28 protein-coding genes are annotated in these 26,859 nt (G+C 68.9%); 13 read left to right on the forward strand and 15 right to left on the reverse strand.

Annotation, left to right across the window (positions count from 1 at the left end):
* Positions 1-2: 2 nt before the first annotated feature.
* A complete protein-coding gene (locus KY49_RS07905) occupies positions 3-1,403 on the reverse strand; it encodes a cytochrome ubiquinol oxidase subunit I (RefSeq protein WP_042584078.1) in 1,401 nt (466 codons plus the stop codon).
* A 424-nt stretch (positions 1,404-1,827) separates the two neighbouring features.
* Here KY49_RS07905 and fdhD point away from each other — a divergent pair, with 424 nt between their 5' ends.
* The 5 genes from fdhD to moaD all read left to right on the forward strand — a co-directional run bounded on the left by fdhD (position 1,828) and on the right by moaD (position 6,140).
* Positions 1,828-2,679, forward strand: a complete 852-nt coding sequence (gene fdhD / locus KY49_RS07910) for a formate dehydrogenase accessory sulfurtransferase FdhD (RefSeq protein WP_042584079.1) — start codon at positions 1,828-1,830, stop codon at positions 2,677-2,679.
* A gap of 7 nt (positions 2,680-2,686) precedes the next feature.
* Entirely contained in the window at positions 2,687-3,901 is a 1,215-nt protein-coding gene (locus KY49_RS07915; RefSeq protein ID WP_042584080.1) for a molybdopterin molybdotransferase MoeA, read from the forward strand.
* Positions 3,902-4,109: 208 nt separating this feature from the next.
* Positions 4,110-5,219 carry a GTP 3',8-cyclase MoaA gene (gene moaA / locus KY49_RS07925; protein WP_042584082.1) on the forward strand — a complete coding sequence of 370 codons (1,110 nt, stop codon included), beginning with the start codon at positions 4,110-4,112 and terminating at the stop codon, positions 5,217-5,219.
* Positions 5,220-5,276: 57 nt separating this feature from the next.
* Positions 5,277-5,843 (forward strand): molybdenum cofactor biosynthesis protein MoaE, encoded by a 567-nt coding sequence (locus tag KY49_RS07930; RefSeq protein WP_042584083.1) that lies wholly within the window; start codon positions 5,277-5,279, stop codon positions 5,841-5,843.
* A 39-nt stretch (positions 5,844-5,882) separates the two neighbouring features.
* A complete protein-coding gene (gene moaD / locus KY49_RS07935) occupies positions 5,883-6,140 on the forward strand; it encodes a molybdopterin converting factor subunit 1 (RefSeq protein ID WP_010092341.1) in 258 nt (85 codons plus the stop codon).
* Between the two features lie 53 nt (positions 6,141-6,193).
* Here the strand turns inward: moaD and KY49_RS07940 are convergent, their stop codons facing one another.
* From KY49_RS07940 to KY49_RS07950, 3 genes are all read right to left on the reverse strand, one after another.
* Positions 6,194-7,618 carry an aminotransferase-like domain-containing protein gene (locus tag KY49_RS07940; protein WP_042584084.1) on the reverse strand — a complete coding sequence of 475 codons (1,425 nt, stop codon included), beginning with the start codon at positions 7,616-7,618 and terminating at the stop codon, positions 6,194-6,196.
* A 442-nt stretch (positions 7,619-8,060) separates the two neighbouring features.
* Positions 8,061-8,546, reverse strand: a complete 486-nt coding sequence (locus KY49_RS07945) for an aminoacyl-tRNA deacylase (RefSeq protein ID WP_010092339.1) — start codon at positions 8,544-8,546, stop codon at positions 8,061-8,063.
* A gap of 101 nt (positions 8,547-8,647) precedes the next feature.
* On the reverse strand, positions 8,648-9,622 hold the full coding sequence (locus tag KY49_RS07950; RefSeq protein WP_042584085.1) for a cysteine synthase A: 975 nt from the start codon (positions 9,620-9,622) through the stop codon (positions 8,648-8,650).
* Positions 9,623-9,768: 146 nt separating this feature from the next.
* Between KY49_RS07950 and KY49_RS07955 the strand changes: the two genes are divergently transcribed.
* Both KY49_RS07955 and KY49_RS07960 read left to right on the forward strand, forming a co-directional pair.
* The gene (locus KY49_RS07955; protein ID WP_088500791.1) at positions 9,769-10,257 is read left to right on the forward strand and encodes an adenosine-specific kinase; all 489 of its coding nucleotides are present in this window, start codon (positions 9,769-9,771) and stop codon (positions 10,255-10,257) included.
* 171 nt (positions 10,258-10,428) lie between these two features.
* Positions 10,429-10,716 carry a YciI-like protein gene (locus tag KY49_RS07960; protein ID WP_010092335.1) on the forward strand — a complete coding sequence of 96 codons (288 nt, stop codon included), beginning with the start codon at positions 10,429-10,431 and terminating at the stop codon, positions 10,714-10,716.
* A gap of 15 nt (positions 10,717-10,731) precedes the next feature.
* Here the strand turns inward: KY49_RS07960 and corA are convergent, their stop codons facing one another.
* On the reverse strand, positions 10,732-11,709 hold the full coding sequence (corA, locus tag KY49_RS07965; RefSeq protein WP_042584623.1) for a magnesium/cobalt transporter CorA: 978 nt from the start codon (positions 11,707-11,709) through the stop codon (positions 10,732-10,734).
* 201 nt (positions 11,710-11,910) lie between these two features.
* Here corA and cydX point away from each other — a divergent pair, with 201 nt between their 5' ends.
* Together cydX and KY49_RS07975 are read left to right on the forward strand one after the other, a co-directional pair.
* The gene (cydX, locus tag KY49_RS34775) at positions 11,911-12,057 is read left to right on the forward strand and encodes a cytochrome bd-I oxidase subunit CydX (RefSeq protein WP_042584086.1); all 147 of its coding nucleotides are present in this window, start codon (positions 11,911-11,913) and stop codon (positions 12,055-12,057) included.
* Positions 12,054-12,668, forward strand: a complete 615-nt coding sequence (locus KY49_RS07975; protein ID WP_042584087.1) for an AAA family ATPase — start codon at positions 12,054-12,056, stop codon at positions 12,666-12,668. Before cydX ends, KY49_RS07975 begins: the two co-directional genes overlap by 4 nt.
* Positions 12,669-12,758: 90 nt before the next feature.
* Here KY49_RS07975 and KY49_RS07980 read toward each other — a convergent pair whose 3' ends face one another.
* Positions 12,759-13,859: a saccharopine dehydrogenase family protein gene (locus tag KY49_RS07980; RefSeq protein WP_042584088.1), complete on the reverse strand. Its 1,101-nt coding sequence runs from the start codon at positions 13,857-13,859 to the stop codon at positions 12,759-12,761.
* Between the two features lie 407 nt (positions 13,860-14,266).
* On the reverse strand, positions 14,267-14,731 hold the full coding sequence (locus KY49_RS07985; RefSeq protein ID WP_042584089.1) for an Lrp/AsnC family transcriptional regulator: 465 nt from the start codon (positions 14,729-14,731) through the stop codon (positions 14,267-14,269).
* A 276-nt stretch (positions 14,732-15,007) separates the two neighbouring features.
* On the opposite strand from KY49_RS07985, the gene KY49_RS07990 reads away from it, so the two are divergent.
* Both KY49_RS07990 and KY49_RS07995 read left to right on the forward strand, forming a co-directional pair.
* Complete coding sequence (locus tag KY49_RS07990) at positions 15,008-15,526, forward strand: Spy/CpxP family protein refolding chaperone (RefSeq protein WP_042584090.1); 519 nt, start codon at positions 15,008-15,010, stop codon at positions 15,524-15,526.
* A gap of 128 nt (positions 15,527-15,654) precedes the next feature.
* On the forward strand, positions 15,655-16,089 hold the full coding sequence (locus tag KY49_RS07995) for a PGDYG domain-containing protein (RefSeq protein WP_042584091.1): 435 nt from the start codon (positions 15,655-15,657) through the stop codon (positions 16,087-16,089).
* Between the two features lie 31 nt (positions 16,090-16,120).
* Here the strand turns inward: KY49_RS07995 and KY49_RS08000 are convergent, their stop codons facing one another.
* The 8 genes from KY49_RS08000 to KY49_RS08035 all read right to left on the reverse strand — a co-directional run bounded on the left by KY49_RS08000 (position 16,121) and on the right by KY49_RS08035 (position 23,840).
* Positions 16,121-16,483 (reverse strand): DUF3022 domain-containing protein, encoded by a 363-nt coding sequence (locus tag KY49_RS08000; RefSeq protein WP_042584092.1) that lies wholly within the window; start codon positions 16,481-16,483, stop codon positions 16,121-16,123.
* 13 nt (positions 16,484-16,496) lie between these two features.
* Complete coding sequence (locus KY49_RS08005) at positions 16,497-17,285, reverse strand: YhfC family intramembrane metalloprotease (RefSeq protein WP_042584093.1); 789 nt, start codon at positions 17,283-17,285, stop codon at positions 16,497-16,499.
* Positions 17,286-17,339: 54 nt separating this feature from the next.
* On the reverse strand, positions 17,340-18,383 hold the full coding sequence (locus KY49_RS08010) for a LacI family DNA-binding transcriptional regulator (RefSeq protein ID WP_042584094.1): 1,044 nt from the start codon (positions 18,381-18,383) through the stop codon (positions 17,340-17,342).
* Between the two features lie 277 nt (positions 18,384-18,660).
* Positions 18,661-19,635, reverse strand: a complete 975-nt coding sequence (locus KY49_RS08015) for a 2-hydroxyacid dehydrogenase (protein WP_042584095.1) — start codon at positions 19,633-19,635, stop codon at positions 18,661-18,663.
* Positions 19,632-20,921: an MFS transporter gene (locus KY49_RS08020; RefSeq protein ID WP_042584096.1), complete on the reverse strand. Its 1,290-nt coding sequence runs from the start codon at positions 20,919-20,921 to the stop codon at positions 19,632-19,634. Before KY49_RS08020 ends, KY49_RS08015 begins: the two co-directional genes overlap by 4 nt.
* Before the next feature lie 95 nt (positions 20,922-21,016).
* Entirely contained in the window at positions 21,017-22,009 is a 993-nt protein-coding gene (locus KY49_RS08025) for a sugar kinase (RefSeq protein ID WP_042584097.1), read from the reverse strand.
* A 60-nt stretch (positions 22,010-22,069) separates the two neighbouring features.
* Complete coding sequence (locus KY49_RS08030) at positions 22,070-22,834, reverse strand: TIM barrel protein (RefSeq protein ID WP_042584098.1); 765 nt, start codon at positions 22,832-22,834, stop codon at positions 22,070-22,072.
* A gap of 112 nt (positions 22,835-22,946) precedes the next feature.
* Positions 22,947-23,840 carry a LysR family transcriptional regulator gene (locus KY49_RS08035; protein ID WP_042584099.1) on the reverse strand — a complete coding sequence of 298 codons (894 nt, stop codon included), beginning with the start codon at positions 23,838-23,840 and terminating at the stop codon, positions 22,947-22,949.
* 114 nt (positions 23,841-23,954) lie between these two features.
* Here KY49_RS08035 and KY49_RS08040 point away from each other — a divergent pair, with 114 nt between their 5' ends.
* The gene (locus KY49_RS08040) at positions 23,955-25,022 is read left to right on the forward strand and encodes a YeiH family protein (RefSeq protein ID WP_082062312.1); all 1,068 of its coding nucleotides are present in this window, start codon (positions 23,955-23,957) and stop codon (positions 25,020-25,022) included.
* 103 nt (positions 25,023-25,125) lie between these two features.
* Positions 25,126-26,859: a ClcB-like voltage-gated chloride channel protein gene (locus tag KY49_RS08045; RefSeq protein WP_197083555.1), complete on the forward strand. Its 1,734-nt coding sequence runs from the start codon at positions 25,126-25,128 to the stop codon at positions 26,857-26,859.

The following is a 26,859-nucleotide window of genomic DNA, read 5'->3' on the forward strand; positions in this document are numbered from 1 at the left end:
GCTTACTCCGCTTCGGTGACGTTGAGCGGCGTGGACAGCGCGCTCTTGCGCAGCCCGGGATGCCGGTGCAGTTCGATGTACCCGGCGTTCGCGGCCGGCCCGTGCTTCATCAGTTTCAACATGTAGTAGACACCCGTTCCGAATACGAGGAAGTACACCACCACGAAGATCAGCAGCGACACGCCGACCTGCTGCGCGCTGAGCGGCGCGACCGAATCCACGGTTCGCAGCACGCCGTACACCGTCCACGGCTGCCGGCCGACCTCGGTCGTGATCCAGCCGGCGAGCAGCGCGACGATGCCCGACGGCCCCATGCACAACACGAACCACTGGAACCAGCGCGTTTCATAGAGACGGCCCCCCTTTCTGAGCAGCAGGCCGAGCAGCGCGGTGAGCAGCATCAGCATGCCGAGGCCGGCCATGATCCGGAACGTCCAGAAGATGATCGTCGAGTTCGGGCGGTTCTGCGGGGGGAATTCCTTCAACCCGCGGATCTCGCCGCTCCAGCTGTGCGTGAGGATCAGGCTGCCGAGGTGCGGCACCTGTACCGCGTAGCGCGTGACTTCCGCCTTCATGTCGGGCAGGCCGAACAGGTTGAGCGCGGTGCCGCCCTTCTCGGTTTCCCACAGCCCTTCGATCGCCGCGATCTTCGCCGGCTGGTATTCGCGCGTGTTGAGGCCGTGCGCGTCGCCGACGACGATCTGCACCGGCGCGAGCAGCAGGAGCATCCACAGCGCCATCGAGAAGCTGCGCTTGACCGGCTCGTCGCGGCGGCCGCGCAGCAGATGCCACGCGCCGCAGGCGGCCACGATGAAGCCCGCGACGATGAACGCCGCGATCGTCATGTGCGCGAGGCGGTACGGGAACGACGGATTGAACACCACCTTCATCCAGTCGACCGGGACGACGATGCCGTCCCGGATCGCGTAGCCCTGCGGCGTCTGCATGAAGCTGTTCGACGACAGGATCCAGAACGTCGAGATCAGCGTGCCGACCGCGACCATCAGCGTCGCGAAGAAGTGCGCGCGCGGGCTCACGCGGTTCCAGCCGAACAGCATCACGCCGAGGAAGCCGGCTTCGAGGAAGAACGCCGTCAATACCTCGTACGTCAGCAGCGGCCCGGTGATGTTGCCGGCGATCCGGGAAAACCCGCTCCAGTTGGTGCCGAACTCGTAGGCCATCACGACGCCGGACACGACGCCCATCCCGAAGCCGACCGCGAAGATCTTCGACCAGAACTGGAACATCGATTTGTAGGCGGCGTCGCCCGTGGCCAGCCAGCGCCATTCGAGCACGGCGAGAAAGCTCGCCATGCCGATGCTGATCGCGGGGAACACGATATGAAAGGACACCGTGAACGCGAACTGCAGCCGCGCCAGGTGGAATGCATCGAAGATTTCCATGATCGTTGTGTGGTCGTGATTGTGAAGACGTCCGCCCGAAGCAGGAAATCCCCGCGAGGCCCGACAGCCGCCCCTGTGGCCGGCCCGGCGATCGCATGTGAATCGCAGGTGCCGGCATCGAGGCGAAACGACGATATCGCGTTTCGAATGCCGCTCGCAATCACTCACTCGCTGTTGCGAACTGTGCTCGTTGCCCCCTTCGTGAGGTGTGCATGTAAAACCGGGGCGCCTCGCGTCGCGCCCGCCATCTGTACTGCTTTTTCGGTCGCCGGGCTGTGCACGCGCGCCCCGGCCGAACGCCCGTAAGCTGGCAGCGGATTCGGGTTCCGGGCGCTCGGCGCGCTTGCGCGACGGCCGTCGCGGGTCTCGTCATCCATCGGCGCGTCGATCGTTCGGCCGCCTGTCGAAATTCAGGGGATCTTTCATGCAGCCATGCGCCCTTCCAGTCGAGCCGGTCGGCAGCGTCGCGTGCGACGTGACGCGCCATCGTCACGGCGACCTTGCACAGGTCGTCGACCGCGTCGTCGAGGAGTGCCCGGTCGCCCTCGTGTTCAACGATATTTCGCACGCCGTGATGATGGCCACGCCGATCGACCTCGACGTGTTCGGCCTCGGCTTCGCGCTGAGCGAAGGCATCGTCGAGCGCGCGTCGGACGTCTTCGACATCGAGAGCGCGTGCACGGCAAGCGGCGCCGTGGTGCGCCTCACCGTCGCCCAGCAGGCGTTCATGGCGCTGAAGGCGCGACGGCGCGCGCTGGCCGGCCGCACCGGCTGCGGCGTGTGCGGCATCGAGAGCATCGAGCAACTGGACCTGCATCCGTCACGGATCCGTCACGCGGGCGCCGCGGCCGGCATCGGCGCCGACGCGGTCGAGCGCGCGTCTCGCGCGCTGCCTGCGCACCAGGTGCTGATGCGCGACACCGGCGGGATTCACGCGGCCGCGTGGTGCAGCCGCGACGGCGCGGTCATCGACGTCTTCGAGGACGTCGGCCGGCACAACGCGCTCGACAAGCTGATCGGCCAGCTCGCGAAGCGCCGCGCGGACACGCGCGACGGCTTCGTGTTCCTGTCGAGCCGCGCCAGCTACGAGCTCGTCCGCAAGGCCGCGCGCCTCGACATCCCGATGGTCGCGACGATCTCCGCGCCGACCTCGCTCGCGATCGCCGTCGCGCGCGAAGCTGGCATCCGCCTGCTCGGCTTCTGCCGCGGCGACGGCTTCGTCGAATACACCGCCCCGGCCGCTCAGGCCCACTCTCCGGCAGCCCTTGAACAGTAACGCCACGATGACCCGACCGATCGACTTCGAAACCGCCCAGCAACAGTTCGCGCACGCGTTCGCGCGGCCGCTCGCCGCGACGTCCGTGCCGACCGCCGACGCAGCGGGCCGCGTGCTGGCCGCGCCGCTCGTCGCCGTGCTCGACCAGCCGAGCGCCGACCAGAGCGCGATGGACGGTTACGCCGTGCGTCACGCCGAACTCGCGAACGGCACGCCCTTGCCCGTCGCGCAGCGCTGCTATGCGGGCGATGCGCCGTTGCCGCTCGCGCCGCGCACCGCGGCGCGCATCTTCACCGGCAGCCTGATTCCGCCCGGCGCGGATACGGTCGTCATGCAGGAAGACGCGCAGGAACGCGACGGGCACGTGACGTTCGATGCGGACGTGCGTGGCGGCACGCACATCCGCCGCCGCGGCGAGGAACTGCAGGCGGGCCGCGTGCTGATTCCCGCCGGCGTGCGGCTGCGGCCCGCGCATGTCGGGATGATCGCCGCGCAGGGCATCGGTTGCGTCGACGTTCATCCGGCGCTGCGCATCGGCATCCTGACGACCGGCGACGAGCTCGTCGCGTGCGGCCAGCCCCGGCTGCCGCAGCAGATCTACAACAGCAACGCGCCGATGCTGGCCGCGCTGGTCGCGGGCGCCGGCGCGATCGTCGCGGCGAGCACGCATGCGCGCGATACGGCGGACGCGATCGACCGCGCGCTGCGCGACCTGCACGCGCGCTGCGACCTGATCGTGTGCGTCGGCGGCGCGTCCGTCGGCGACCGGGATCTCGTGCGCCCCGCGCTGACCGCGCTCGGCGCGTCGTTCGTGCTGTCCGGCGTGCGCATGAAGCCCGGCAAGCCCGTCGCGCTCGCGCGGCTCGACGGCAAGCCGGTGGTGCTGCTGCCCGGCAATCCGGGCGCCGCGCTGACGGCGTTCGCGCTGCTCGTCACGCCGCTGATCCGCTGCCTGCAGGGGCGCGACGAGCGCCTGCCGCTCGCGCCGTCGCTGCCGATCGGCGCCGACATCGAAGCGGACGACGCGCGCGAGCGCTTCATCCGCGTGCGATGCGGCGTTGCATCGAACGGGCTGCCGATGCTCGATACGCTGCGCCAGCAAGGCGCCGGCACGCTGTGCTCGCTCGCGGACGCGGGCGGCATCGCCCGGCTGCCGGCCGGCCGCGCGATCGCGCGCGGCGACGCGGTGCCGTACTACGATTTCGCGCAATGGCTCGCATGATGGCCGCGGCGCGCATCGTCATGCTGCGGCGCGGCGGCGAACTGTATTCCTGCGATTCGGCCGGGATTGTGTCTCTGCACGGCCATTGCGGCGGACTATCCTCCGGCTTGGCGCCTGTCACGGCCGCCGCGGCGTCGTGTCGACAAGCCGCGCGGGCCGCCGACGGCCCGCCGTTTCCTCTCATCCTGCGCAGGCCAACGGACAGATCGTGAACGTCATCGACTCCGTCACGCCGCCCCTCACCGCGCCGAGCCGCGGCGCGGCGGCGAGCGACCCACCCGGCACCGTCGACACGCTTGCCCGCCCGCTGCGCGACCTGCGGCTGTCCGTGATCGATCAGTGCAATTTCCGCTGCACGTACTGCATGCCGCGCGAAAGCTTCGACGCCGGCTACGCGTTCATGCCGTCGTCGGCGCGCCTGTCGTTCGCGCAGCTGACCCGCATCGCACGCGCGTTCGTCGCGCTCGGCGTCGAGAAGATCCGCCTGACCGGCGGCGAGCCGCTGCTGCGGCGCGGGATCGAAACGCTGATCGAGTCGCTTGCGGCGCTGACGACCCTCGACGGCAAGCCGGTCGAGATCGCGCTGACGACGAACGGGTCGCTGCTCGCCGCGAAGGCGCGCGCGCTGCGCGACGCCGGCCTCGGGCGCGCGACCGTGAGCCTCGATGCGATCGACGACGCGGTGTTCCGCAAGATGAGCGACGTCGACATGCCGGTGTCGCGCATCCTGGCCGGCATCGAGGCCGCGCAGGCGGCCGGGCTCGCACCCGTCAAGGTCAATGCGGTGATCGAGCGCGGCGTCAACGACGGCCAGCTGCTGCCGCTCGTGCGCGCGTTCCGGCACACCGGCGTCGCCGTGCGCTTCATCGAATACATGGACGTCGGCGGCGCGCAATTCTGGTCGACCGACAAGGTCGTCACGACCGCGCAGATGCGCGGGATCATCGAATCCGCATATCCGCTGCTCGCGGACGCCGCCGACGACGACGCGCACGCCGGCACCGCGCTGCGCTATCGGCACGCCGACGGCGCGGGCGAAGTCGGTTTCATCGCAAGCGTCTCGCATCCGTTTTGCGGCACGTGCTCGCGCGCACGCGTGTCGGCCGATGGCCAGCTGTACACCTGCCTGTTCGCGACGCACGGCACGGACCTGCGGCCGTGGCTCGGCGACGCGGCGCCGCTCGATCAGCTCGTCACCGCGATCCGCGGCCGCTGGCTGCGCCGCGACGACCGCTACTCGGAGCTGCGCGCGGCGCACCGCGCCCGGCGGACCGGCAAGACCTACCCGACGGTACGCATGTCGCTCGTCGGCGGCTGATGAACGGCTGACCGCTGCCGCGCGATGCGAGACGAACCGCCCCCCTGGAGAACAGTCATGACGTCACTCATCGATCCGCAAGCCGAGCCGGACCACCCGGCACGTTCCGGCCGCCCTCCCGGCGACGAGCCCGTCGGGCCGCCCCCGCATTCGCCGCCCGCGATCTCCGGCGGCATCGAGGTCCGGGTCCAGTACGAACCGATCGACGTCGACGCGGAGATCACGCCGATCGTGCGCAACCCGCGCGTCGGCGCGGTCGTGAATTTCCTCGGCGTCGTGCGGCAGTCGGGCGACGTCGACGACGTCGTCGCGCTCGACATCGAGCACTATCCGGGCATGACCGAACGGTCGCTGTGGAGCATCGTCGAGGAAGCGTCCGCGCGCTGGCCGCTCGAGGCGGTCAGGATCGTGCACCGCATCGGCCGGATCGCGCTCGGCCATCCGGTCGTGCTGATGGTCGTGGCCGCGCCGCATCGGGCAGCGGCCTTCGACGCGTGCGAGTTCATGATGGATTTCCTGAAGACCCATGCGCCGTTCTGGAAGAAGGAAATCCGCCACGACGGCGTGGCCGAATGGGTCGAGGCCAAGACGCACGACGATCACGCAATGAAGCGCTGGGGCTGACCCGCCCGCCGCACCCTCACTTCCCGCCAACGACCCATCATGAGACTGACGATCAAATATTTCGCGAGCATTCGCGAACAACTCCGCATCGACGAGGAAACCCTGGAGATCGACGCGCCCGAGCTCACCGTGGACGCATTGCGCGGCACGCTCGCCGCGCGCGACGAACGCAGCGCGCAGGCGCTGCGCGACGAGCGGCCGGTGCGCACCGCCGTCAATCACGAGATGGTGACCGGCTCGTTCGTGTTGCGCGAGGATTGTGAAATCGCGTTCTTCCCGCCCGTCACCGGAGGCTGACGCACGGCGCGGCGAACCCGCCGCGCCGTACGCTCCGCCCCGCTCAGCTCAACTCAGCGCGCGCAGATCGCCGCCAGCTTGCCGACCGTGATGACCGCCTGTTCGATCTGGCTCGACCACGGGCTGCTGTAGTTCAGCCGGATGAAGTTCTTGTAGTTGTCCGAAATCGAGAACATGTAGCCGGGGCCGATGGTGATCCCCTGCTCCAGCGCAAGCTGGTACAGCCGCATCGCGTCCACCTTCGCGGGCAGCTCGACCCACAGCACGTAGCCGCCCGCCGGGCTCGAGATGCGCGTGCCTTCGGGGAAGAACCGCGACACGATCGCCCGCATCAGGTTCGCCTGCTGCGCATACGCCTTGCGGACCCGCCGCAGGTGATGCTCGTAGCCGTCGCGTTCGAGGAATTCCGCGATCGCGAGCTGCGGCAGGAGCGGCGTCGTCAGCGTGTTCAGGAACTTCAGCTTCTCGACCTGATCGCGGTAGCGGCCCGGCAGCGCCCAGCCGATCCGGTACGCGGCCGTGAGGCTCTTCGAGAACGACGCGCAGTGCAGCACGAGCCCCTTCCTGTCGAACGATTTCAGCGTGCTCGGATGCGTGTCGCCGAAGTACAGCTCGTTGTACACGCCGTTCTCGATGATCGGCAGCTCCGCCTTCGCCGCGAATTCGACCAGTTCGCGCTTGCGCTCGTCCGGCATCTGGAAGCCGAGCGGATTCTGGAAGTTCGGCATCACCATGCACGCGGCGATCGGCTGCGATTTCATGATCGCCGCGAGCGCGCCGATGTCGATGCCGTATTCCGGATGCGTCGACACCTCGATCGCCTTCATCCCCATCCGCTCGATCGCGTGCAGCATCGCATAGAAGGTCGGCGACTCGACCGCGATCACGTCGCCCGGCTTCGCGACCGCCTGCAGGCACAGGTTGATCGCCTCCGTTGCGCCGACCGTGACGATGATCTCGTTCGGGTCGACCGACATGCCGTTCTCCAGGTAGCGCCGCGCGATCTGCCGCACGAGACGCGGGCTGCCGGGCGGCAGCCCGTCCGTCACGCCCCACAGCGACTTGTCGCGGCCGGCCGCATACGCGTAGCGGTTCAGCTTCTCGAACGGAAACAGGCCCGGATCAGGGTACGGCGAGCCGAGCGGCACCGCGTCGTCGGCGTCGATCGAGCGCAGTGTCGACAGCACGAGCCGGCTGACGTCGACCGACGACGAGATCGCGATCGGCTTCGACGGGCGCAGCTCGTGCACCTGGCCGTTGCCGTCGTCGCGCCGCAGGTTCACGAAGTAGCCGGACTGCGGGCGGCTCTCCAGCAGGCCGCGGCTTTCCAGCAGCAGATACGCGTGCAGGACCGTCGTGATGCTGAGCCGGTGCTGCTGGCTCGCCTGCCGCACCGACGGGATCCGGTCGCCGTGCCGGTACACGCCCTGGCGGACCAGGCGCTCGATGTCGTCCGCGAGCTTCTCGTACAGTTTCATCGTGCGCCTCCCGCCGGGGCGCCGCCCGGGTCGTGATGCGTCGCGCGCTTTCCGTTCGACCTTGCCTTTTCCATCGCTTGACTCTCTGGTGGGGGCATCCGCAGCGTCCCCAAACCTCGGGCGCCGCGGTGCTGTGCTTTTGATGATGGAAGAGTAAAAGGAGAACAGTCAGCCGCGAGCACACACATTCATCGCGCACGCAAGAGTACAGTTCGGGCAATCAGGGTTACTGTGCGCGAACTGTATGTCTTACGAATTCGTGACGGGGAAGTGTCGGGAAGAGCAATCGAATCGCGGAAAGTCAGGGAGCACGAACGGTCCCCGAAGGCAATTCACTGGCGCACGCCCGCTCCTCAGGCGCGCAGCCTGAAAAGGTGCGTCGTGTCGCGCCCGCCGTCGGCCGCCATGACGGCCGACGACGATCGCCCGCGCCGGCTGCCGCTCAAGACGCCATGCCCTGCATCTTGTGCGAGAAATGCGCGCGCTCGGCGGTTTCCATCAGCGACAGGAACTCGTCCTGCGTCATGTGGATCAGCGCTTCGTGGTCGCCGGCCTCGAAATAGACTTCCGGCTGCATCGCCAGATGTTCCTCGAGGAACGTCTGCATGCCGTAGGCCATGCAGACCGGCGGCAGCGCGCCCGCATCGCAGTCCTTGAACAGCTCGCGCAGCTCGAGCTCCTTCGCGAGCACGAGATGCCGGCCGGTCTTCGCCCAAAGATCGGACAGGCGCACCGCGTGCGTCGTCGGCAGCACGGCCGCGACATAGCCGTCGTCGTCTTCGAGCAGCACGGTTTTCGCGAGGCGATCGCCGGGGATATGCGCGGCGGCGGCGGTCTCCATGCTCGTATGGCTATAGGGGTGGTACACGACTTCGTACCGCGAGGACTTCTGCCGCAGGCAGTCCTGCAGGGTCGCAGACATGGACATGGCACACCTCGTCTGAACGAATCGGGCGAACGGCGTTCGCACCGGATTCGTTCAGCATAGGTCGCAATCGCGCGAATGGAAAATCCCGTTGCACCCCATCGTCACGCCGGCTCCAGACCCTTCTCGCGCAGCCATGCGCGGTTGAACAGCCGCGCGCGATAGATGTCGCCGCGATCGCACAGCAGCGTCACGATCGTGTGCCCCGGGCCCATCCGGCGGGCGAGCCAGACCGCCGCCGCGACGTTGATGCCGCTCGATCCGCCGACGTACAGTCCCTCCTCGCGCAGCAGCCGGTAGACCATCGTCACGCACTGCACGTCGTCGATGCGCACCGCATCGTCGATCGGCGCGCCGGCGAGATTCGCGGTGATGCGCGTCGAGCCGATGCCTTCGGTGATCGAGCTGCCTTCCGCCTTGATCTCGCCCGTTTTCACGTGGCTGTACAGGCCGCTGCCGTGCGGATCGGCGAGCACGATCCGGATCTCCGGGTCCTGCTCCTTCAGGTAGCGGCTCACGCCGGCCAGCGTGCCGCCCGTGCCGGTCGCGCACACGAACGCATCGACCGTGCCCGCCGTGTCGCGCCAGATTTCCGGCCCGGTCGTCTCGTAGTGCGCCTGGCGGTTGACGACGTTGTCGAACTGGTTGGCCCACACCGCGTTGTCGAGCTCGTCCGCGAGCCGGCCGGCAATCTTCTGATAATTGTTCGGGTCGCGGTACGGCACCGCCGGCACCGGCCGCACTTCCGCGCCGAGCGTGCGCAGGATTTCCATCTTCTCCGGCGATTGCGTTTCCGGTATCACGATCACGCAGCGATAGCCGCGCGCCGCGCAGATGTGCGCGAGCCCGATGCCGGTGTTGCCCGCCGTCCCTTCGACGACGGTGCCGCCCGGCGTCAGCACGCCGCGCTGCTCGGCGTCGCGGATGATGTAGAGCGCCGCGCGGTCCTTCACGGAGCCGCCCGGATTCATGAATTCCGCCTTGCCCAGGATCTCGCAGCCGGTCTCCGCGCTGAGCTTCGCCAGCCGGATCAGCGGCGTGCGCCCCACGCAGTCGACGAAACCTTGTCGCACGTCCATATCCGCCTCCCGTCGCGCGCCCAACCCGCACACAACGAAGGATAGGACGCCGCGCCGCCGCCCGCTTTCGCCGCCGGCGATCGCGTACTAAGCTTGGAGAGCCCATCCGCGACGCCCGCGCCGCATCGCCCCAGACGAGGTCCGCCATGCTGCAATTGCACACCGTGACCATCCACAAGCCCGAGACGATGAACTTCATTCTCGGCCAGACGCATTTCATCAAGTCCGTCGAGGACATCCACGAGGCGCTCGTCGGCACCGTGCCCGGCATCCGCTTCGGCCTTGCGTTCTGCGAGGCGTCGGGCAAGCGGCTCGTGCGGCGCTCCGGCACCGATGCGGAGCTGGTCGAGCTCGCGTCCCGCAACGCTACCGCGATCGGCGCCGGTCACGCCTTCATCGTGCTGCTCGGCGACGGCTTCTACCCGGTCAACGTGCTGAACGCGATCAAGGCCGTGCCGGAGGTCTGCCGGATCTATTGCGCGAGCGCGAACCCGACCGAGGTGATCGTCGCGGAAACCGCGCAGGGCCGCGGCATCGTCGGCGTCGTCGACGGCTTTGCGCCGCTCGGCGTCGAAAACGACGACGACGTGCGCTGGCGCAAGGAGCTGCTGCGCACCATCGGATACAAGGCGTAGGCGGGATTCGCCGCGAACCCGCGCCGGGCCTGTTGGCTTTGCCGGGCAGGTTCCACGATGACGCGTCAGGATTCGGCGGCGGTGAAAAAGCTCGACCGTTAGTTGCGATTCGTCGGGATGTGCAGTGCGTGTGCCCTATACTTCCCCGCAGGCCGATACCGGGAGCGACGCATGTATTACCAGCTGATCTACGAACTCGTCGACGACTACCTGTCGCGGCGCGAGCCCTTCCGCGCCGAGCATCTCGCGCTCGCGCACGCCGCCACCGAGCGCGGCGAACTGGTGCTCGCGGGCGCGTTCTCAGACCCGGCCGACCAGGCCGTGCTCGTCTTCGAGGGAGACTCGGCCGAAGTGGCCGAATCGTTCGCGCGCGCCGATCCTTACGTGCAGAACGGCCTCGTCAAGTCGTGGCGCGTGCGTCCGTGGCGCGTCGTGGTCGGCAAGCACGCGCCACGCTAGGGCCTGTTCACCAGGCTACAGCCACCCTGCCCGCTTGAAGCGCCACCACAGCGCGAGATCGGCCACGGCCATCACGCCGATGCAGCCGTAGAAGCCATAGGTCCAGTGCAGCTCGGGAATGTTGTTGAAGTTCATCCCGTAGATGCCGGCGATCATCGTCGGAATCGCGAACAGCGCGGCGAACGAGCCGAGCCGCTTGGTCACCTCGTTCTCCGCGAGCGAGATCATCCCGAGATTGACCTGGACGGCCGTCACGACCATCTCGCGCCGCCCCTCGATCGTCCTCACGATCCGCTGCAGGTGGTCGTACACGTCGCGGAAGTAATGCTCCATCCCGCTGCAGACCTGCGGGATGCGCCCGCCCGTCAGCTTCGCGAGCGGCTCGAGCAGCGGCGCCGTGTGCTGATGCAGCATCACGAGCCGGCGCTTCAGCGAATACAGGTCCTCGATGATCGCGCGCGACGCCGCCGGCGTCGCTTTCGCGAAGATGCGGTCCTCGAGCTCCTCGAGCTCGTTGCCGAGCGTTTCGAGGACCGGGAAATAGCGGTCGACGACCTGGTCCATCAGCGCGTAGAACACGAACGCCGAGCCTTCCTGCAGCAGATGCGGCTCGCGCTCGCAGCGCGTGCGCACCGCGCGGAAATCCCGCTCGGTGTGGTTGCGCACCGACAGCACGTAGTTCGGCCCGACGAACACGTTCAGCTCGCCGACGTTGAATTCGCCGTCGCCGTCGAACTCCACCGTGTGCAGCACCGCGAACAGCGAGTCGCCGTATTCCTCGATCTTCGGCCGCTGATGGCCCTTGCGGGCGTCCTCGAGCGCGAGCTCGTGCAGCCCGAACTCCTCGCCCATCAGCTCGAGCTCGGCGGGCGTCGGGTCCTTCAACGCGACCCACACGAAGCACTCGGGCTTCGACACGTAATCGCTGATGGCGTCGATGTCGATGTCGGCCAGCTTGCGGCCGTCCTGGTATGCAGCGCAGTTGATCAGCATGGTGTCCATCATGTTGCGGTTTCATTCGCCAGTTTACCGGTTTGCCGCAGATCCGGTCCGGCTTCGGCGCGGCTTGCGCGGCGCGCCGTTATTGGTCATGATCGGGCTGCGTGCGCCGCAGCATGCGCGGGTACGCACCCGCACGCCCGCCCGCGGCCCGCCTGCGCGGCTTCATTACTTCAGCGTCAAGGAGACGGACCCATGTGGTATTTCTCGTGGATACTCGGCATCGGCGTTGCGCTCGGCTTCGGCATCATCAACGCGATGTGGCTGGAAGCGGAAGTGTATCCGCGCGACCCGAAGCTCAACGGCGCCAACCGGCCCGGATCGGGGAGCACGCCCTCGTGACGCATCTGGTGTTCTTCTGCGGCCACGCCGGCACCGGCAAAACCACGCTCGCGAAACGGCTCATCGGGCCGCTGATGCGCGCAACCGGCGAGGCCTTCTGCCTGCTCGACAAGGATACGCTGTACGGCCGCTACAGCTCGGCGGCGATGGGCGCCCTCACCCACGACCCGAACGACCGCGACAGCCCGCTCTACCTGAAGCATCTGCGCGATCCCGAATACCAGGGCCTGCTCGACACCGCGCGCGAGAACCTCGCGCTCGGCATCGGCGCGCTCGTCGTCGGCCCGCTGTCGCGCGAAGTGCGCGACCGGCGCATCTTCGACCGCGCGTGGCTCGGCATCGGCCCCGAGGTCACGCTGACGGTCGTCTGGGTGCATGTGCCGGAAGACGTCGCGCACCAGCGGATCGTCGCGCGCGGCAACCCGAACGACGCGTACAAGCTCGCGCACTGGGACGAATACCGGCAGCGCCGCTTCGTGCCGACCGGCGCCGAATGCGAAGGGCTCGTGATGTTCGACAACACCGCGCCGACCGACGCGGACGTCGCTGCGCTGCTGGCGCGGATCGTGCCGCCGCCGCGGGCGCCGCTCGTCCCGCCGCTGCCCGCCTGAACTTTCCCGCCGCATGGAAAAAACGCCGGGCGGCGCATCGCGCCCCCGGCGTCGTCATGGCGTCGTGCATCGACGCCAGGCAATTTACATTCAGGCCAGCGCGTGCACGCGCTCCATCGTGCCGCCGTCGTACAGCTTGCCGAAGCGGTTAGCGAGGAACGCCTTCAGCGACACCTTCTCCTGCGGGATGAAGCCGTGCTGCGGCAGCTTCTTCTCGCGGAACAGGTCCAGCACCGCGCACATCGCGCCGGCCGTCGTGATCTGGATCGCGCTCATGTGCATCCCGCACACGTCCTTCGCGAAGATCTTGCGCGTGAACACGTCCTGCACCAGCTGGCCGTCCTTCACGCCCGTCACCGTGACGAACACGAGCACGACGTCCTGCTTGGTCGAGGGCACCGCGCGGCGCATGATCGACTTCAGCGTGTCGCGGTCGGTCGACAGGCGCAGGTCCTCGAGCAGGAACTGCACGAGGTCGCGGTGGCCCGGGTAGCGCACCGACTTGTAGTCGAGCGTCTCGACCTTGCCCGACAGCGTCTCGCACAGCGTGCCGAGGCCGCCCGATGTGTTGAACGCTTCGTATTCGGTGCCGTCGAGCGAGAAGTGCTCGAGGCCTTCGAGCGGCTGCACCCACTGCTTGCGGCCGTCGCGGATCGCCTCGCACGGCTGGCAGTATTCGTTGATCAGGCCGTCGACGCTCCACGTCAGGTTGTACTTCAGCGCGTTGGTCGGGTACTCGGGCAACGCGCCGACGCGCATCTTCACGTCGCGCACCTCGCTGAAGCCGTTCACGAGCTCGTGCGCGGCGATGCCGATGAAGCCCGGCGCGAGGCCGCACTGCGGCATGAACGCGCGATCGGAGCCTTCGGCCAGCTCGCGGATCGCGTGCGTCGCGCGCACGTCCTCGGTCAGGTCGAAGTAATGGACGCCCGCCGCCTTCGCGGCGGCCGCGACGTTGACCGCGAGGTAGTACGGCAGCGCGTTGACGAGCGCATCGAAGCCCTTGACCGCTTCGCGGATCGCATTCGCGTCGGCCGAATCGACACGCTGCGTCGCGATGCCTTCGCGCGACAGCTTCGCGAGCGCATCCGCGTCGCGATCGAACGCGATGACTTCGTAGTCGCCGGTTTCACGCAGCATGTGAGCAATGGTGTGGCCGATCAGACCTGCGCCGACGATGGCGATTTTCATGCGCTTATCTCCTGATGATGGGTTGTGTTGTGTACGGCGTTGAGCCATGCACACAGTCTAGGGATGCGCAAAATCAGTTCCAAGACGAAGAATGATGCGAAACGACGGGTATCTTCGACGTTATGACGATACTTTTCGTCGAAACGACGGAACGACATCCGAAAGCCCCGATCGCCGGCCCGAACCGGGGCATCGGCGTGACGAAAAAATCCGACGCCGGGAAGCCGGCAAGGCAGACGCGACGAATGCGCGCGATGCGCCGGGACATACCCGGTGCGCGCAGCGCAAAGGAATGAAAAGACGGAAGGCCGCACTGCCGGCGTCACCGCGCGCGCAGCGCGGAACCGGCCGTTTCGCTTAGCCGGGCGCGACGGCCGATGCCGCCGCACGACGTCACAGGCGACGCATCACCCGCCGATCGTGCCGCGGTCGATCTTGCGCGACAGGATGATCGACGTCGTCGTGCGCTCGACGCCTTCGAGCGCGCCGATCTGGTCGAGCAGGTCGTTGAGCCGCTCCGGCGAATCGGCGCGCAGCCATGCGACGTAATCGTATTCGCCGCTCACCGCGCACAGCAGCTGCACTTCGGGCATTCGGTCGAGCTTCTTCAGCACGTCCTTGCCGTACTTCGGCGCGAGGATGATGCCGACATACGCGTAGATGCTCGCGTCGAGCACGTCCTGCCCGAGCCGCACGCTGTAGCCCGCGATCACGTTGGTGCGTTCGAGCCGCGCAATGCGCGCGACGACCGTCGTGCGCGCGACGTCGAGCTGGCGCGCGAGATCCGCGACGCTCGCGCGCGCATCGGCTTGCAGCAGCGCGACGAGTTGCCGGTCGAGGTCGTCGAGTTGGTCGAGGCGAGGTGGACGCATGAGGCTTGAGGCACGCGAGCGGAGCGCGTTTCGGATTGGAAGGTGACGGGATGATAGCGCCGAACGCCTGCCCGCCCAACCGGCGCGTCCATCGGCTGCGGCGCACGGCCTCGCCGATTGGTTACGCAACGATATCGATTCGTATCGGATGTAAGCAAGTGTCGCCTTGGCTGAACGCGCGGCGCGCGCCGTGCTACTAATACGTTGCGACGCGAAACCCGCGTGCGCCGCAGAAGCGCCCGCGCCCGCTCGCACGACACTATCCGGAGAGCCACCATGAAGAATATTTCGCTCACCCTCGCTACGCTCATGCTCGCGACCAGCGCATTCGCGCAGACGCAAACGCCGCAACCACCGCAAGCGCCTGCGCAGCCGGCTGCCGCCGCGGCGTCGGCCCCGGCCGCCGCCCGTCACGAAACGCGCCTCGAGGAGCGCATCACGTACCTGCACAGCCAGTTGAAGATCACGCCGGCGCAGGAGCCGCAGTGGAAGACCTTCGCCGACGCGATGCGCGCGAATGGCGAAACGATGGGCCGCCTGTACCGTCAGCGGATGGAAAACCGCAACGCATCGGCGATCGACGACATGAAGCAGTACGCGGAGCTCGCGCAGGCCAACGCCGACGGCGCGAAGAAGCTGGCCGACGCGTTCGGGCCGCTCTATGCGAGCTTCCCGGCCGACCAGAAGGCGCTGGCCGACACGACGTTCCGCAGTTGGCTGCACCACGGCGGCGAGCCCCGCGGCAAGGCCAAGGCGGCGCCCGGCGCGGCCGCGAGCGCGCCCGCGAAGCCCTGACCCGTGACGCGCAGCCGCCCCGCCCTCGCCGGGCCGGACGGCTGCGCGGCTTCCGCCGGCGACCGGCGCCGATTTCACAGCGCGCCGATTTCGGGATAAGCTCCACGCTTTTCCCGCATTTCTTCGCCATGCTAGAACTCAAGCAACTCGATCTCGGCACCGATCCGCAGGCCCGGCGCGTCGTCAAGGACGAGACCGTCGCGGTCGCCTTCGCGGCCGGGGACGGCGAACTGATGAGCCTCGAAGGCCCGAACCGCTACGTGGCCGGCGACGCGCTGATCACCGGCTCGACCGGCGACCGCTGGGTCGTGTCGCGCGCGCGCTTCGACGCGAAATACCTGCCGGCCGATCCGGCGCTCGCGCACGGCGAGCCCGGCGCGTACCGGAACCGGCCGGCGGTCGTCCTTGCGAAACGCATGGACGAGCCGTTCACGATCGCGCGCTCCGCGAACGGCGACACGCTGCGCGGCGTCGCGGGCGACTGGGTGATGCAGTACGCGCCCGGTGACTACGGCGTCGTGCAGGCGCAGCGCTTCGCGCAGGTCTACCGCGACGCCGGCTGACATCCTCAAGGCGCCGGCGACGACACTGCGCTCAAGCGAACTCGTCGTCGAGCGCAATCTCCGCGTCGCGCGACACCGCTTCGCCCGCCGCATGGCGCTCTTCGAGCGAACCCAGCATCGCTTCCACATACGCATGCAGCACCGCGTGGCTGCGCGCGCGCTGCATCGGCCGCATCGCCAGATAGCGCGCGAGCGCGGCCGGCGCGATGCGCACGTCGAGCGTCATCCGTTTCGGCGTCGCGCCGAAACGCATCGCGAGCCAGTGCACGGACAGGAAGCGGCCGCGTTCGTCGCGGCTTTCAACGAAACGGGTCTGCTCCGGGAACAGCTCGCAGATCACGCGCGCGAGCGCGGCGAATTCCGCGCTGTCGCATTCGATCAGATAGTCTTCCATCTCGCGCCTCCCGTCAGGCCGCCGCGCGCGCAGGCCGGCACGTCTTCACCAGTACGCCGATGAGCACCGCGGCCAGCACGAAATACGTGGCCTCGACCCATGCGGCCGACAGCGTGCGGACCTGATACAGCATCGCCGGCACGTCGGCGAGCGCGTGCAGCGCGATCGCGAGCGGCAGCACGCCGCGCCAGCCGGCGCGCATGCCCCGCCACATCAGCACCGACAGCGAGACTTGCAGCACGAACGCCGCGCAGCGCTCGAGCAGCAGCATCGCGATCGACGGCCCCGACAACGTCGCCAGCATCACGTGCAGGCGCAGCACGGCATCGCCCGGCAGCCCCGCGAGCTGCGCGTCGAGCTGGCCGTAATTCGCGAGCCATGCGAGATAGATCCACTGCCCCCAGACGAGCACGCCGACGAACCATGCTTCCGCGCCGCCGTGGCCGAGCCCGTAGCCGATCGCGCGGCCGTCGCCGGCCGTCGCGCCGTAGCGGCGGCTCAGGTAGCGCATCCCGAGATAGCGCCCCACTTCCTCGAACACGCCGGCCGTGAGCGCGCCGTACGCGACGAACGCGAGCGGCTGCGTGAGCCAGCCGCCGGCGGACGCCTGGCTCAGCACGATCCCGTGAAATGCGCGTTCGACGACCATCGCGAACAGCGTGAACGCGGCGACGCCGACGATCGCGTCACGCCTGTCGAGCGACAGCGGCTTGCGCAGGATGCGGTAAAGGACGAGCGGCAGCAGTGCGAGGATCAGCGTGGCGGCGATCAGCAGCGCCAGCGTGAAAGGGGAAACAGTCATGTAAATCCTTGTTCGGGGCAGCGCACCTGACGCGCTGCGTGCCCCGAATGATACTCAGCTTGCGGTCGACGCGCGCGCGATCAGCTCGCCGGGCAGCAGCGCGACGCGCGCGTCGCCCGCCGCGCCATCGATCCGCTCGTGGACGAATTCCACCGCCTTGTAGCCGATCTCGTAGGTCGGCTGACGAATCGTCGTGATGCCGATCAGCTCCGCCCACTCCGGATCGTCGATCGACACCAGCGCCGCCTGCGTCTGCCACGCGGAGCCGAAGCGGGCGCGCAGATGCCGTGCGATCGCGAGCGCGACCGGCGCGTTCGCCGCGAACAGCGCCGCGCGCGTGCCCCGCTGCGCGGCCGCGTCGATCCGCGCATCGACATCGGCGAGCGCGGCGGCCGCGGCCTCGGGTGCATTCAGGTCGAGCACGACGGTCCGGGGCACCGGCCGGCCGTGCGCGGCGAGCGTCGCGCGGAATGCCGCCTCGCGCAGGCGCCGCGAGCTGACCTGCTCGAACGGCTGCACGACGAAGTGGATGGCGTCGAAACCGCGCTCGATCAGGTGCCGCACGCCCATCTCGATCGCGTCGCCGTTGTCGAGGCCGATCAGGTCGGCGTCGAAGCCCTCGACCGTCCGGTCGACCAGCACCGCCGGAATCCCGCCGCCGCGCAGCGGGCGCAGCACGTCCTCCTCGGCGCCGAGCGCGTTGACGATCAGCCCTTCGACGCGATACGTGGTGAGCAGCTGCAGGAAGCGGCGCTCCATCTCGACCTCGTTCGCCGCGTGGCAGATGAGCGGCATGTAGCCGAGCGCGTGGCACGCGGCCTCGACGCCCAGCAGCACCTCGACGGTATAGGGATTGGTCAGGTCGGCCGCGAGCATGCCGAGCAGCCGATTGCGGCCGCGCTTGAGGCCGCGCGCCATCTGGTTCGGCCGGTAGTTCAGCCGCGCGATGGCCGCTTCGATCCGCTGGCGCAGATCCGCGGACAGCACATGGGTCTCGCCGTTCAGGTAGCGCGAGACGCTGGTCTTGCCGGTACCGGCCTCGCGGGCGACGTCGCTGATCGTCGCGGGACGCTGGCTGGTGGGGTGCGATTCGGTCACTGTCGTGCCTCGCGACGTGCGATCCGCTCTGCGACATACGCGGGCGGACGTTTGTTGTTGGATAGGTAAGCCAACTGACGGACTCTCCTGTCGGTCAGCCGCGCCGGACCCGGCGCGGATACGGGTCGCCCGAAGCGGGCGGCAACGGCGCCGGCTTCGAGGCGACGAGCGGGCGATCATAACGCAGCCGACGGGACGGCTCCAAGTCCATCGACTCTAAACGATCGACGCGAAAAACGCCCATCGTGTGCGGCCCCTCCCGGCCGCGCCCGCGCGCTCAGCCGGCGCGTGCGCGGGTCAGCGCGTCCGGATTGACCAGATTGACGCGCAACGTGCCCGCCAGCGCGCCGACCAGGTTTTCCGCCGCGCAGCGCGCCATCGCGTGCCGCGTTTCGTGGGTCGCCGAGCCGATGTGCGGCAGCGCGACGACGTTGTTCATCCGCAGCAGCGGCGAATCGGCCGCGAGCGGCTCCCGCTCGAACACGTCGAGGCCCGCGCCGCGGATCGTGCCCGCGCGCAGCGCGTCGATCAGCGCCGCCTCGTCGACGACCGGCCCGCGCGACGCGTTGATCAGGATCGCGCCGCGCTTCATCTTCGCGAATTCGGCCGCGCCGATCAGGTGGCGCGTCTCGTCCGACAGCGGCACCTGCAGGCACACGAAATCGGACTCGGCGAGCAGCTCGTCGAGCGTCACGCGGCGCGCGCCGTACTGCGCCTCGGCGTCCGGCTGCGCGGAGCGGTTCGTGTACAGCACCCGCATCCGGAAGCCGAGCGCCGCGCGGCGCGCCACCGCCGCGCCGATCCGCCCGAGCCCGACGATGCCGATCGTCTTGCCCTGCACGTCGGTGCCGTACAGGTCCGGGCCGATGCTGTGATGCCAGCGGCCGGCCTTCACCCACTCCGCCAGCTCGACGACGCGCCGGGCCGACGCGAGGATCAGCGAGAACACCGTGTCGGCGGTCGACTCGGTCAGCACGTCCGGCGTGTGCGCGAGCACGATGCCGCGCCGGGTCAGGTCGGCGACGTCGAAATTGTCGTAGCCGACCGAGATCGTCGACCACGCCTTCAGCCGCGGCGCGCGCTCGAGCATCGTCGGCGGGATCTTCAGGCTCGCGCCGATCGCGCCGTTGGCGTCGCCGAGCGCCGCGGCGAGCGCGTCGGCGCCGTCGGCCTGCACGACTTCCGCATGCTCGCGCAGATATGCGAGGACGTCGTCGGGCAGCGGCTTGTAGGCGACGATACGAGGCTTCATTGAGGCATTTTTCCTTGCAGCGGCGCGCCGAGCGGCTGCGCATCGCGCGCCTGGGGTTTGACGGACAGCGTGAGGATCACCGCGGCGACCAGCGCGGCGCTCATGAACGCGTACGACGCGACGGGCGAGCCGGTCGCGCCGTTCAGGTAGCCGACGAAATACGAGCCGACGAACGAGCCGAGCGCGCCCATGCTGTTGATCAGCGCCATCGCGCCGCCCGCGACGTTCTTCGGCAGCAGCTCCGGCACGATCGCGAAGAACGGGCCGTACGGCGCGTACATCGCGGCGCCGGCGACGACGAGCAGCGCATACGAGATCCAGAAGTGCGTCGAGCCGAGCGCATACGATGCGGCGAACGCGGCCGCGCCGATCAGCAGGAACGGCCACACGAAGCCGCGGCGCGAGCCGAGCCGGTCGGACGCCCACGACGCCGCGAGCATCGCGATCGTCGCCGCCAGGTACGGCAGCGCGGACAGCCAGCCGGTCGCGACCATCCCGAGCGCGGACCCGTTCTTGACGATCGACGGCAGCCACAGCACGAAGCCGTACACGCCGATGCTCCAGCAGAAGTACTGCGCGCACAGCTTGATCACGGCCGGCGAGCGGAACGCCTCGCCGTAGTTGCGCATCGGCTTGATCGCCGCCTGCTCGGCCGCGAGCGCGGCGTCGAGGTCGCGCTTTTCCTGCGCGGTGAGCCAGTTGGCCTGCGCGGGCTTGTCCTGCACGAGGAACCACCAGCACACGGCCCAGAGGATCGCCGGCACGCCTTCGGCGATGAACATGTGGCGCCAGCCGAATTCGTGGACGAGATAGCCCGACACCACCGACATCCACAGCACCGTGACCGGGTTGCCGAGGATCAGGAACGTGTTCGCGCGCGAGCGTTCGCGCTTCGTGAACCAGTTGCTGATGTAGATCAGCATCGCCGGCATCACGGCCGCCTCGACGACGCCGAGCAAGAAGCGGATCGCCATCAGCGACGGGATGTTGCTGACGACGCCCGTGAGCGCCGCGCACGCGCCCCACAGCACGAGGCTCCAGAACACCAGCGTCTTGACGCTGCGGCGTTCCGCGTAGATCGCGCCGGGGATCTGGAAGAAGAAGTAGCCGAGGAAGAACAGCGCGCCGATCAGCGACGACAAGCCCTTGCTGATGCCGAGGTCCTGGTTGATGCCGGCCGCCGCCGCGAACCCGTAGTTCGCGCGGTCGAGATAGGCGAGGCTGTAGGTGATGAAGATGATCGGCATGATCATCCACCAGCGTCGAGCGGCGAGATTGGCAGTCATGGATGTGTCTCCTGAGTCGACCGGGGTGCTTCGGCACCGGCTACGGTCCCATGCAAAGCGATGAAATAGCCCGCGATTGTGCCGTGCACGGCATCTCATTGCGCGGCGAAGTTTTCCTCTAAGCGATCGGCCGGATTGCTGACGTTTTCGAGACAGTCGAGCTGCCCGCGGGTCGGCAGCCCTTCCGAGTCGCCGATCACCTGGATCGCCAGCGCACCGATCCGGTTGCCGCGCGCGACCGCCTGCTCGACGCCGCGGCCTTCGAGCAGCGCGCTCACGACGCCGACCGCGAAGCCGTCGCCCGCGCCGACCGTGTCGACGACGCGCTCGACGCGCACGCCGTCGACCGTGCCTTCGCGGCCGTCGGCGGTCAGATAGTACGCGCCTTGCGCGCCCAGCTTGATCACGACGCCGCGCGCGCCCTGCGCGAGATAGAAGCGCGCGATATCGGCCGGCGCGTCGTGCCCGGTCAGCTGCCGCCCTTCCGCGAGGCCCGGCAGCACCCAGTCGGCGAGCGCCGCGAGCGCGTTCAGCGTGCTCGCCATCGCTTCGGCGGACGGCCACAGCGTCGGGCGCAGGTTCGGATCGAACGAGATCGTCTTGCCGGCCGCACGCATCTCGCGGGCCAGGTGGAACGCGAGTTCGCACGACGTCGCCGAAATCGCCGGCGCGACGCCCGTCAGGTGCAGGTGGCGCGCGCCGAGCACGTAGTCGGCCACGTAGTCGTCGCACGACAGGTGGCTCGCCGCCGAGCCCTTGCGGAAATACTCGACGGTCGGATCGCTGCCGTCGTCGTTGCGCGACTTCAACTGGAAGCCGGTCGGGTAGCGGTCGTCGACCGTCACGCACGACGCGTCGATGCGCTCGCGCGCGAGCGTGTCGAGCACGTAGCCGCCGAACGAATCACGCCCGACCCGGCTCACGTAGCCCACGCGGAAGCCGAGCCGGGACAGGCCGATCGCGACGTTCAGGTCGGCGCCCGCGATCCGCTTCGTGAATTGCGACGCGTGCGCGAGGTGGCCGGTCTCGGCGGCGACGAACATCGCCATCGCTTCGCCGTAGGTGACGACATCGAGTTGCTGGTGCATCAGTGAATTCCTCCGGGTCCTTTACGCATTCGTGCGCGCTTCAAGGGGCATCAAGCGGCATCAAGCGGCCTCGAGCCACGCGACGCGATGGCGCGCGTCGCGCCCCAGGTCGGCGGCGTCGAACGGAAACTCGATGCCGCGCGGCGCGTGCCGCGGCAGCGCCGCCAGCACGGCCGTGACGAGCGGGTCGCGCGGCGCCGGCGCGACCGCGAAACGGCGCGCGCCCTCGCCTTCGACCGCCTTGCAGTGAATGTATTCGACATGCGGCGCGAGCGCATCCGCGCACGCGAGCGGCGCTTCGCCCGGCCATTGCCAGTTGCCGATGTCGAAGGTCATGCCGAGCGCGCGCGGCGCGCCGGCCGCGTCGAGCGCGGCGAACAGGCCGCGGAACTGCGCGAGCGAGCCGCCGACCGGCAACTGGCCGTTCTCGACCACGACCCGGGCGCGCGCACCTTGCGACAGCGCGACGATGTCGGCCGCCTGCGCGTTGCCGGCAAAGCCGCCGAGCTGGAATTTCACGAAGCGCGCGCCGAGCGCGTCGGCTTCGGCGAGCGTGTCGCGCAGCGCGTCGGCGTCGAGCGCGCCTGCGTCGGTGTACAGGTTGGCGGGCGTCGAGTAGACCGACCACAAGCCGTGCGCCGCGAGCTGCGCGCCGAGCGCGGCCAGCGCGTCATGCGCCGCGTCCGCGTCGGACGCGAACAGCTCGCGCCGCACCTCGAACCCGGCCGCGCCCGCCTGCGCCACGGTCGCGACGAATGCCCGGTGGCCCTCCTGTCGCACCCGGTCCATGCCGAATGCGCTCGCCACGATCACGATGTCTGCCATGTTTCCCTTTATCACCGGAATGGAACCGGTTCCATTTGCGTGAGACGGATGGTGCGCCTCGTGCCGGGGGCACGCCATAGAGGAAATCCCTAGGATTTTCTCCGTGCGCGCGTCAAACCCCGTTTTGCGCAAGGCTCAACGCCAGGAACTGCGCCGCGACCCGCGACGGCGCGCCGCCGTGCGGCACGAGGATCGAGAAATGACGCGTGAGCGGCGCGGGCGCGAACGAGCGCATCACGAGCGCGGCATCGTCATGCCGCAGCGACATCGCGGACACGAAGCCGACGCCCATTCCCGCCCGCACCGCCTCCTTCACGGCCTCGACGCCGGCGATCTCGAGCGCGACGCGCATCAGCGCGCCCGTGTGCGCGAACGCGCGCTCGACGAGCTGCCGCACGCCCGAGCCCGCCTCGCGCAGCACCAGCGGATGCGCGGCCAGCGCGTCGAGCGACACGCCGCCCACGTGCGCGGGCCCCGCCAGCGGATGCCCGGCGGGCACGATCGCGACGATCTCGTCCTCGTGCCACGCATGCACGGTCGTGCCGGGCGGCAGCGCCTCGCCCGGCGGGCCTTCGATCAGCGCGATGTCGAGCGACGGCAGCGCCGCCACCACTTCGGACGTGTTGCCGCTCATCGTCTGGATCGCGACGCGCGGCGCCGTCTGCTGGAATGCGGCCATCAGGTACGGCAGCAGGTAGCTCGCGGGCGTCGTGCTCGCGCCGATCCGCAGCGTGCCGGCGTCGAGCCCGCGCACCGCGTCGCGAAACGCGCGCGCCTGCGCGAACGTGTCGCGCAGCGCGTTCGCATACTGCGCAAGCTGCTCGCCGGCCGGCGTCAGCCGGATGCCGCGGCCGTCGCGCTGGTACAGCGGCTCGCCGAACTCGTCCTGCAGCAGGCGCAGCTGGCCGGACACCGCCGGCTGCGACAGATGCAGCGCCAGCGCGGCGCGGCTGATGTTCAGGTGCTCAGCGACGGCCGCGAACGTTATCAGTTGATCCGGGGTCATGGAGATGAATTATCGGTTTTCCGGATAGTTTACGTCACAAATCACAATTTTTCATATCGATATAACCAAACTAGGATTAGGGCATTGAAATGACGATCCGATCCGGGTTCCATCATGTCTACTGCTCCGACTCCCCCTCTCAGCCACGCCGCGCCGTCGATGCGCGGCCAATTGAACGGCATCCTGTTCGTCGCGCTGTTTGCCGCGGCCGTGACGAGCCTGTCCGAACTGCCCGCGATCGCCGGGCTCGGCCTCTCCCCGCTGATCGTCGGCATCGTCGCAGGCGCGTTATACGGCAACGCGCTGCGCGACGGCATGCCGGCCAGCTGGGCGGCGGGCGTCAACTTCTCGGCGCGCAAGCTGCTGCGCATCGCGGTCGCGTTCTTCGGGCTGCGCGTGAGCCTGCAGGAAATCGCGCAGGTCGGCCTGCCGGGCCTGACCGTGTCGGTGCTGGTCGTCGTCAGCACGCTCGCGATCGGCACCTGGGCCGGCATGAAGCTGATGAAGCTCGACCGCGATTCCGCGCTGCTGACCGCGGCCGGCAGCGCGATCTGCGGCGCGGCCGCGGTGCTCGCGTTCGAATCCACGCTGCAGTCGAAGCCGCACCAGAGCGCGATGGCGGTCGGCAGCGTCGTGCTGTTCGGCACGCTGTCGATGTTCGTGTACCCGCTCGCGTATCACGCCGGGCTGCTGAACCTCGACGCGGCCGGCCTCGGCCTGTTCTTCGGCGGCACGATCCACGAGGTCGCGCAGGTGGTCGGCGCGGCGAGCGACGTCAGCCCGCAGGTCGCGCACATCGCGACGATCGTCAAGATGACCCGCGTGATGCTGCTCGTGCCGGTGCTGCTCGCGCTCGGCTGGTGGCTCGCCCGCTCGGCCAGCGCCTCGGCCGGCGGCGCGCACGGCAAGCGCGGGATCGCGGTGCCGTGGTTCGCGCTCGGCTTCCTCGGCTTCGTGATCGTCAATTCGCTGAACGTGCTGCCGGCCGACGTCACCCATACGCTCAACGTGCTCGACACGTTCGCGCTGACGATGGCGATGACTGCGCTCGGCATCGAGACCCGCGTGTCGCAGATCCGCGAAGCCGGCCCCCGCGCATTGACGACCGGCCTGATCCTGTACGTGTGGCTGATCGCCGGCGGCTACGGGATCACCTGGGCGGTCCAGCACTGGCTTGGCTGAGCCGCACGCCCGCTCCGCCTCGCGCGCCGCGCCCGCCGGGAAGGTCCCGCGGGCGCGGCGCAGTGCTATGCTTCGCGTCGTTTTCCACGGTCCTCGCTCAGTCGTGCTTTCCTTCCTGCTGAAGCTGCGCACCCGCGCCCAAACGCTGTTCCGCCTGTCGGACGCCCATACGATGCTGATCTGGTCGGTGATCGTCGGGATCGGCGGCGCGTTCGCGACGATCGCGTTCCGTGAAGGCATCGAGCTGGTGCAGCGCGTGGTCTCGGGCGGCAGCGGCAGCTTCGTCGAAATGGCGAAACGCCTGCCGTGGTACGTGCGCTTCTGGCTCCCCGCCGCGGGCGGCTTCCTCGCCGGCTGCGTGCTGCTGCTCGCGACCCGCGGCGGCGCGAAAACGCGCAAGACCGACTACATGGAAGCGGTCGCGCTCGGCAGCGGCGTCGTGCCGGTGCGGCAGAGCCTGTGGCGCAGCGCGTCGTCGCTGCTGACGATCGGCACCGGCGGCTCGATCGGCCGCGAAGGCCCGATGGTGCAGCTCGCCGCGCTCGCCGCGTCGCTCGTCGGCCGCTTCGCGCACTTCGACCCGCCGCGGCTGCGCCTGCTCGTCGCGTGCGGCGCGGCGGCCGGCATCACGTCCGCGTACAACGCGCCGATCGCCGGCGCGTTCTTCGTGTCGGAGATCGTGCTCGGCGCGATCGCGATGGAAAGCTTCGGCCCGATGGTGGTCGCATCGGTCGTCGCGAACATCGTGATGCGCGAATTCGCCGGCTACCGGCCGCCGTACGAGATGCCGGTGTTCCCGGCCGTCGCGGGCCCCGAGGTGCTGCCGTTCGTCGTGCTCGGCCTGCTGTGCGGGGTGCTCGCGCCGCAGTTCCTGCACCTGCTCGACGCGTCGAAGCACCAGTTCAAGCGGTTGCCCGTGCCGCTGCCGGTGCGGCTCGCGCTCGGCGGCCTGATCGTCGGCGTGATCTCGGTGTGGATTCCGGACGTCTGGGGCAACGGCTACAGCGTCGTGAACCAGATCCTGCATTCGCCGTGGACCTGGCAGGCGCTCGTCGCGGTGCTGGTGTTCAAGGTGCTCGCGACGGCGGCCACCGCCGGCTCCGGCGCGATCGGCGGGGTCTTCACGCCGACGCTGTTCGTCGGCGCGGTGCTCGGCTCGCTGTTCGGGCTCGGCATGCAGGCGCTGTGGCCGGGGCACACGTCCGCGTACTTCGCGTACGCGATGGTCGGGATGGGCGCGTTCCTGGCAGGCGCGACGCAGGCGCCGCTGATGGCGATCCTGATGATCTTCGAGATGACGCTCAGCTACCAGGTCGTGCTGCCGCTGATGGTGTCGTGCGTCGTCGCGTATTTCGTCGCGCGCGCGACCGGCACGACGTCGATGTACGAGATCACGCTGCGCCACCACCAGGACGCGCAGGAGCGCCTGCGGATCCGCACCACGCAGATGCGCGAGCTGATCCAGCCCGCGCAGACGGTCGTGCCGCTCACCGCGAGCGTCGCCGACATGACGCGCGTGTTCCTCGAATACCCGGTGAAATACCTGTACGTGACCGACGACGCGGGGCGCTTTCGCGGCGCGGTCGCGCTCAAGGACATCACGTGCGACCTGCTCGACAAGCGCGACACCACCGACAAGACGGCCGCGCACTACGCGCACACGCCGTTTCCGCTCCTCACGCCCGACATGCCGCTCGGCACCGCGCTCGAGCTGTTCATGGGCTTCCAGGGCGAGCGGCTGCCGGTGATCGAGAGCGCGGCGGAGCCGACGCTCGCGGGCGTCGTCTACAAGACGTCGCTGCTCGACGCGTACCGGCGGATGACGGGCGAGCGCTGA

The organism is Burkholderia sp. MSHR3999 (genome assembly GCF_000833595.1).
Classification (GTDB): domain Bacteria; phylum Pseudomonadota; class Gammaproteobacteria; order Burkholderiales; family Burkholderiaceae; genus Burkholderia; species Burkholderia ubonensis.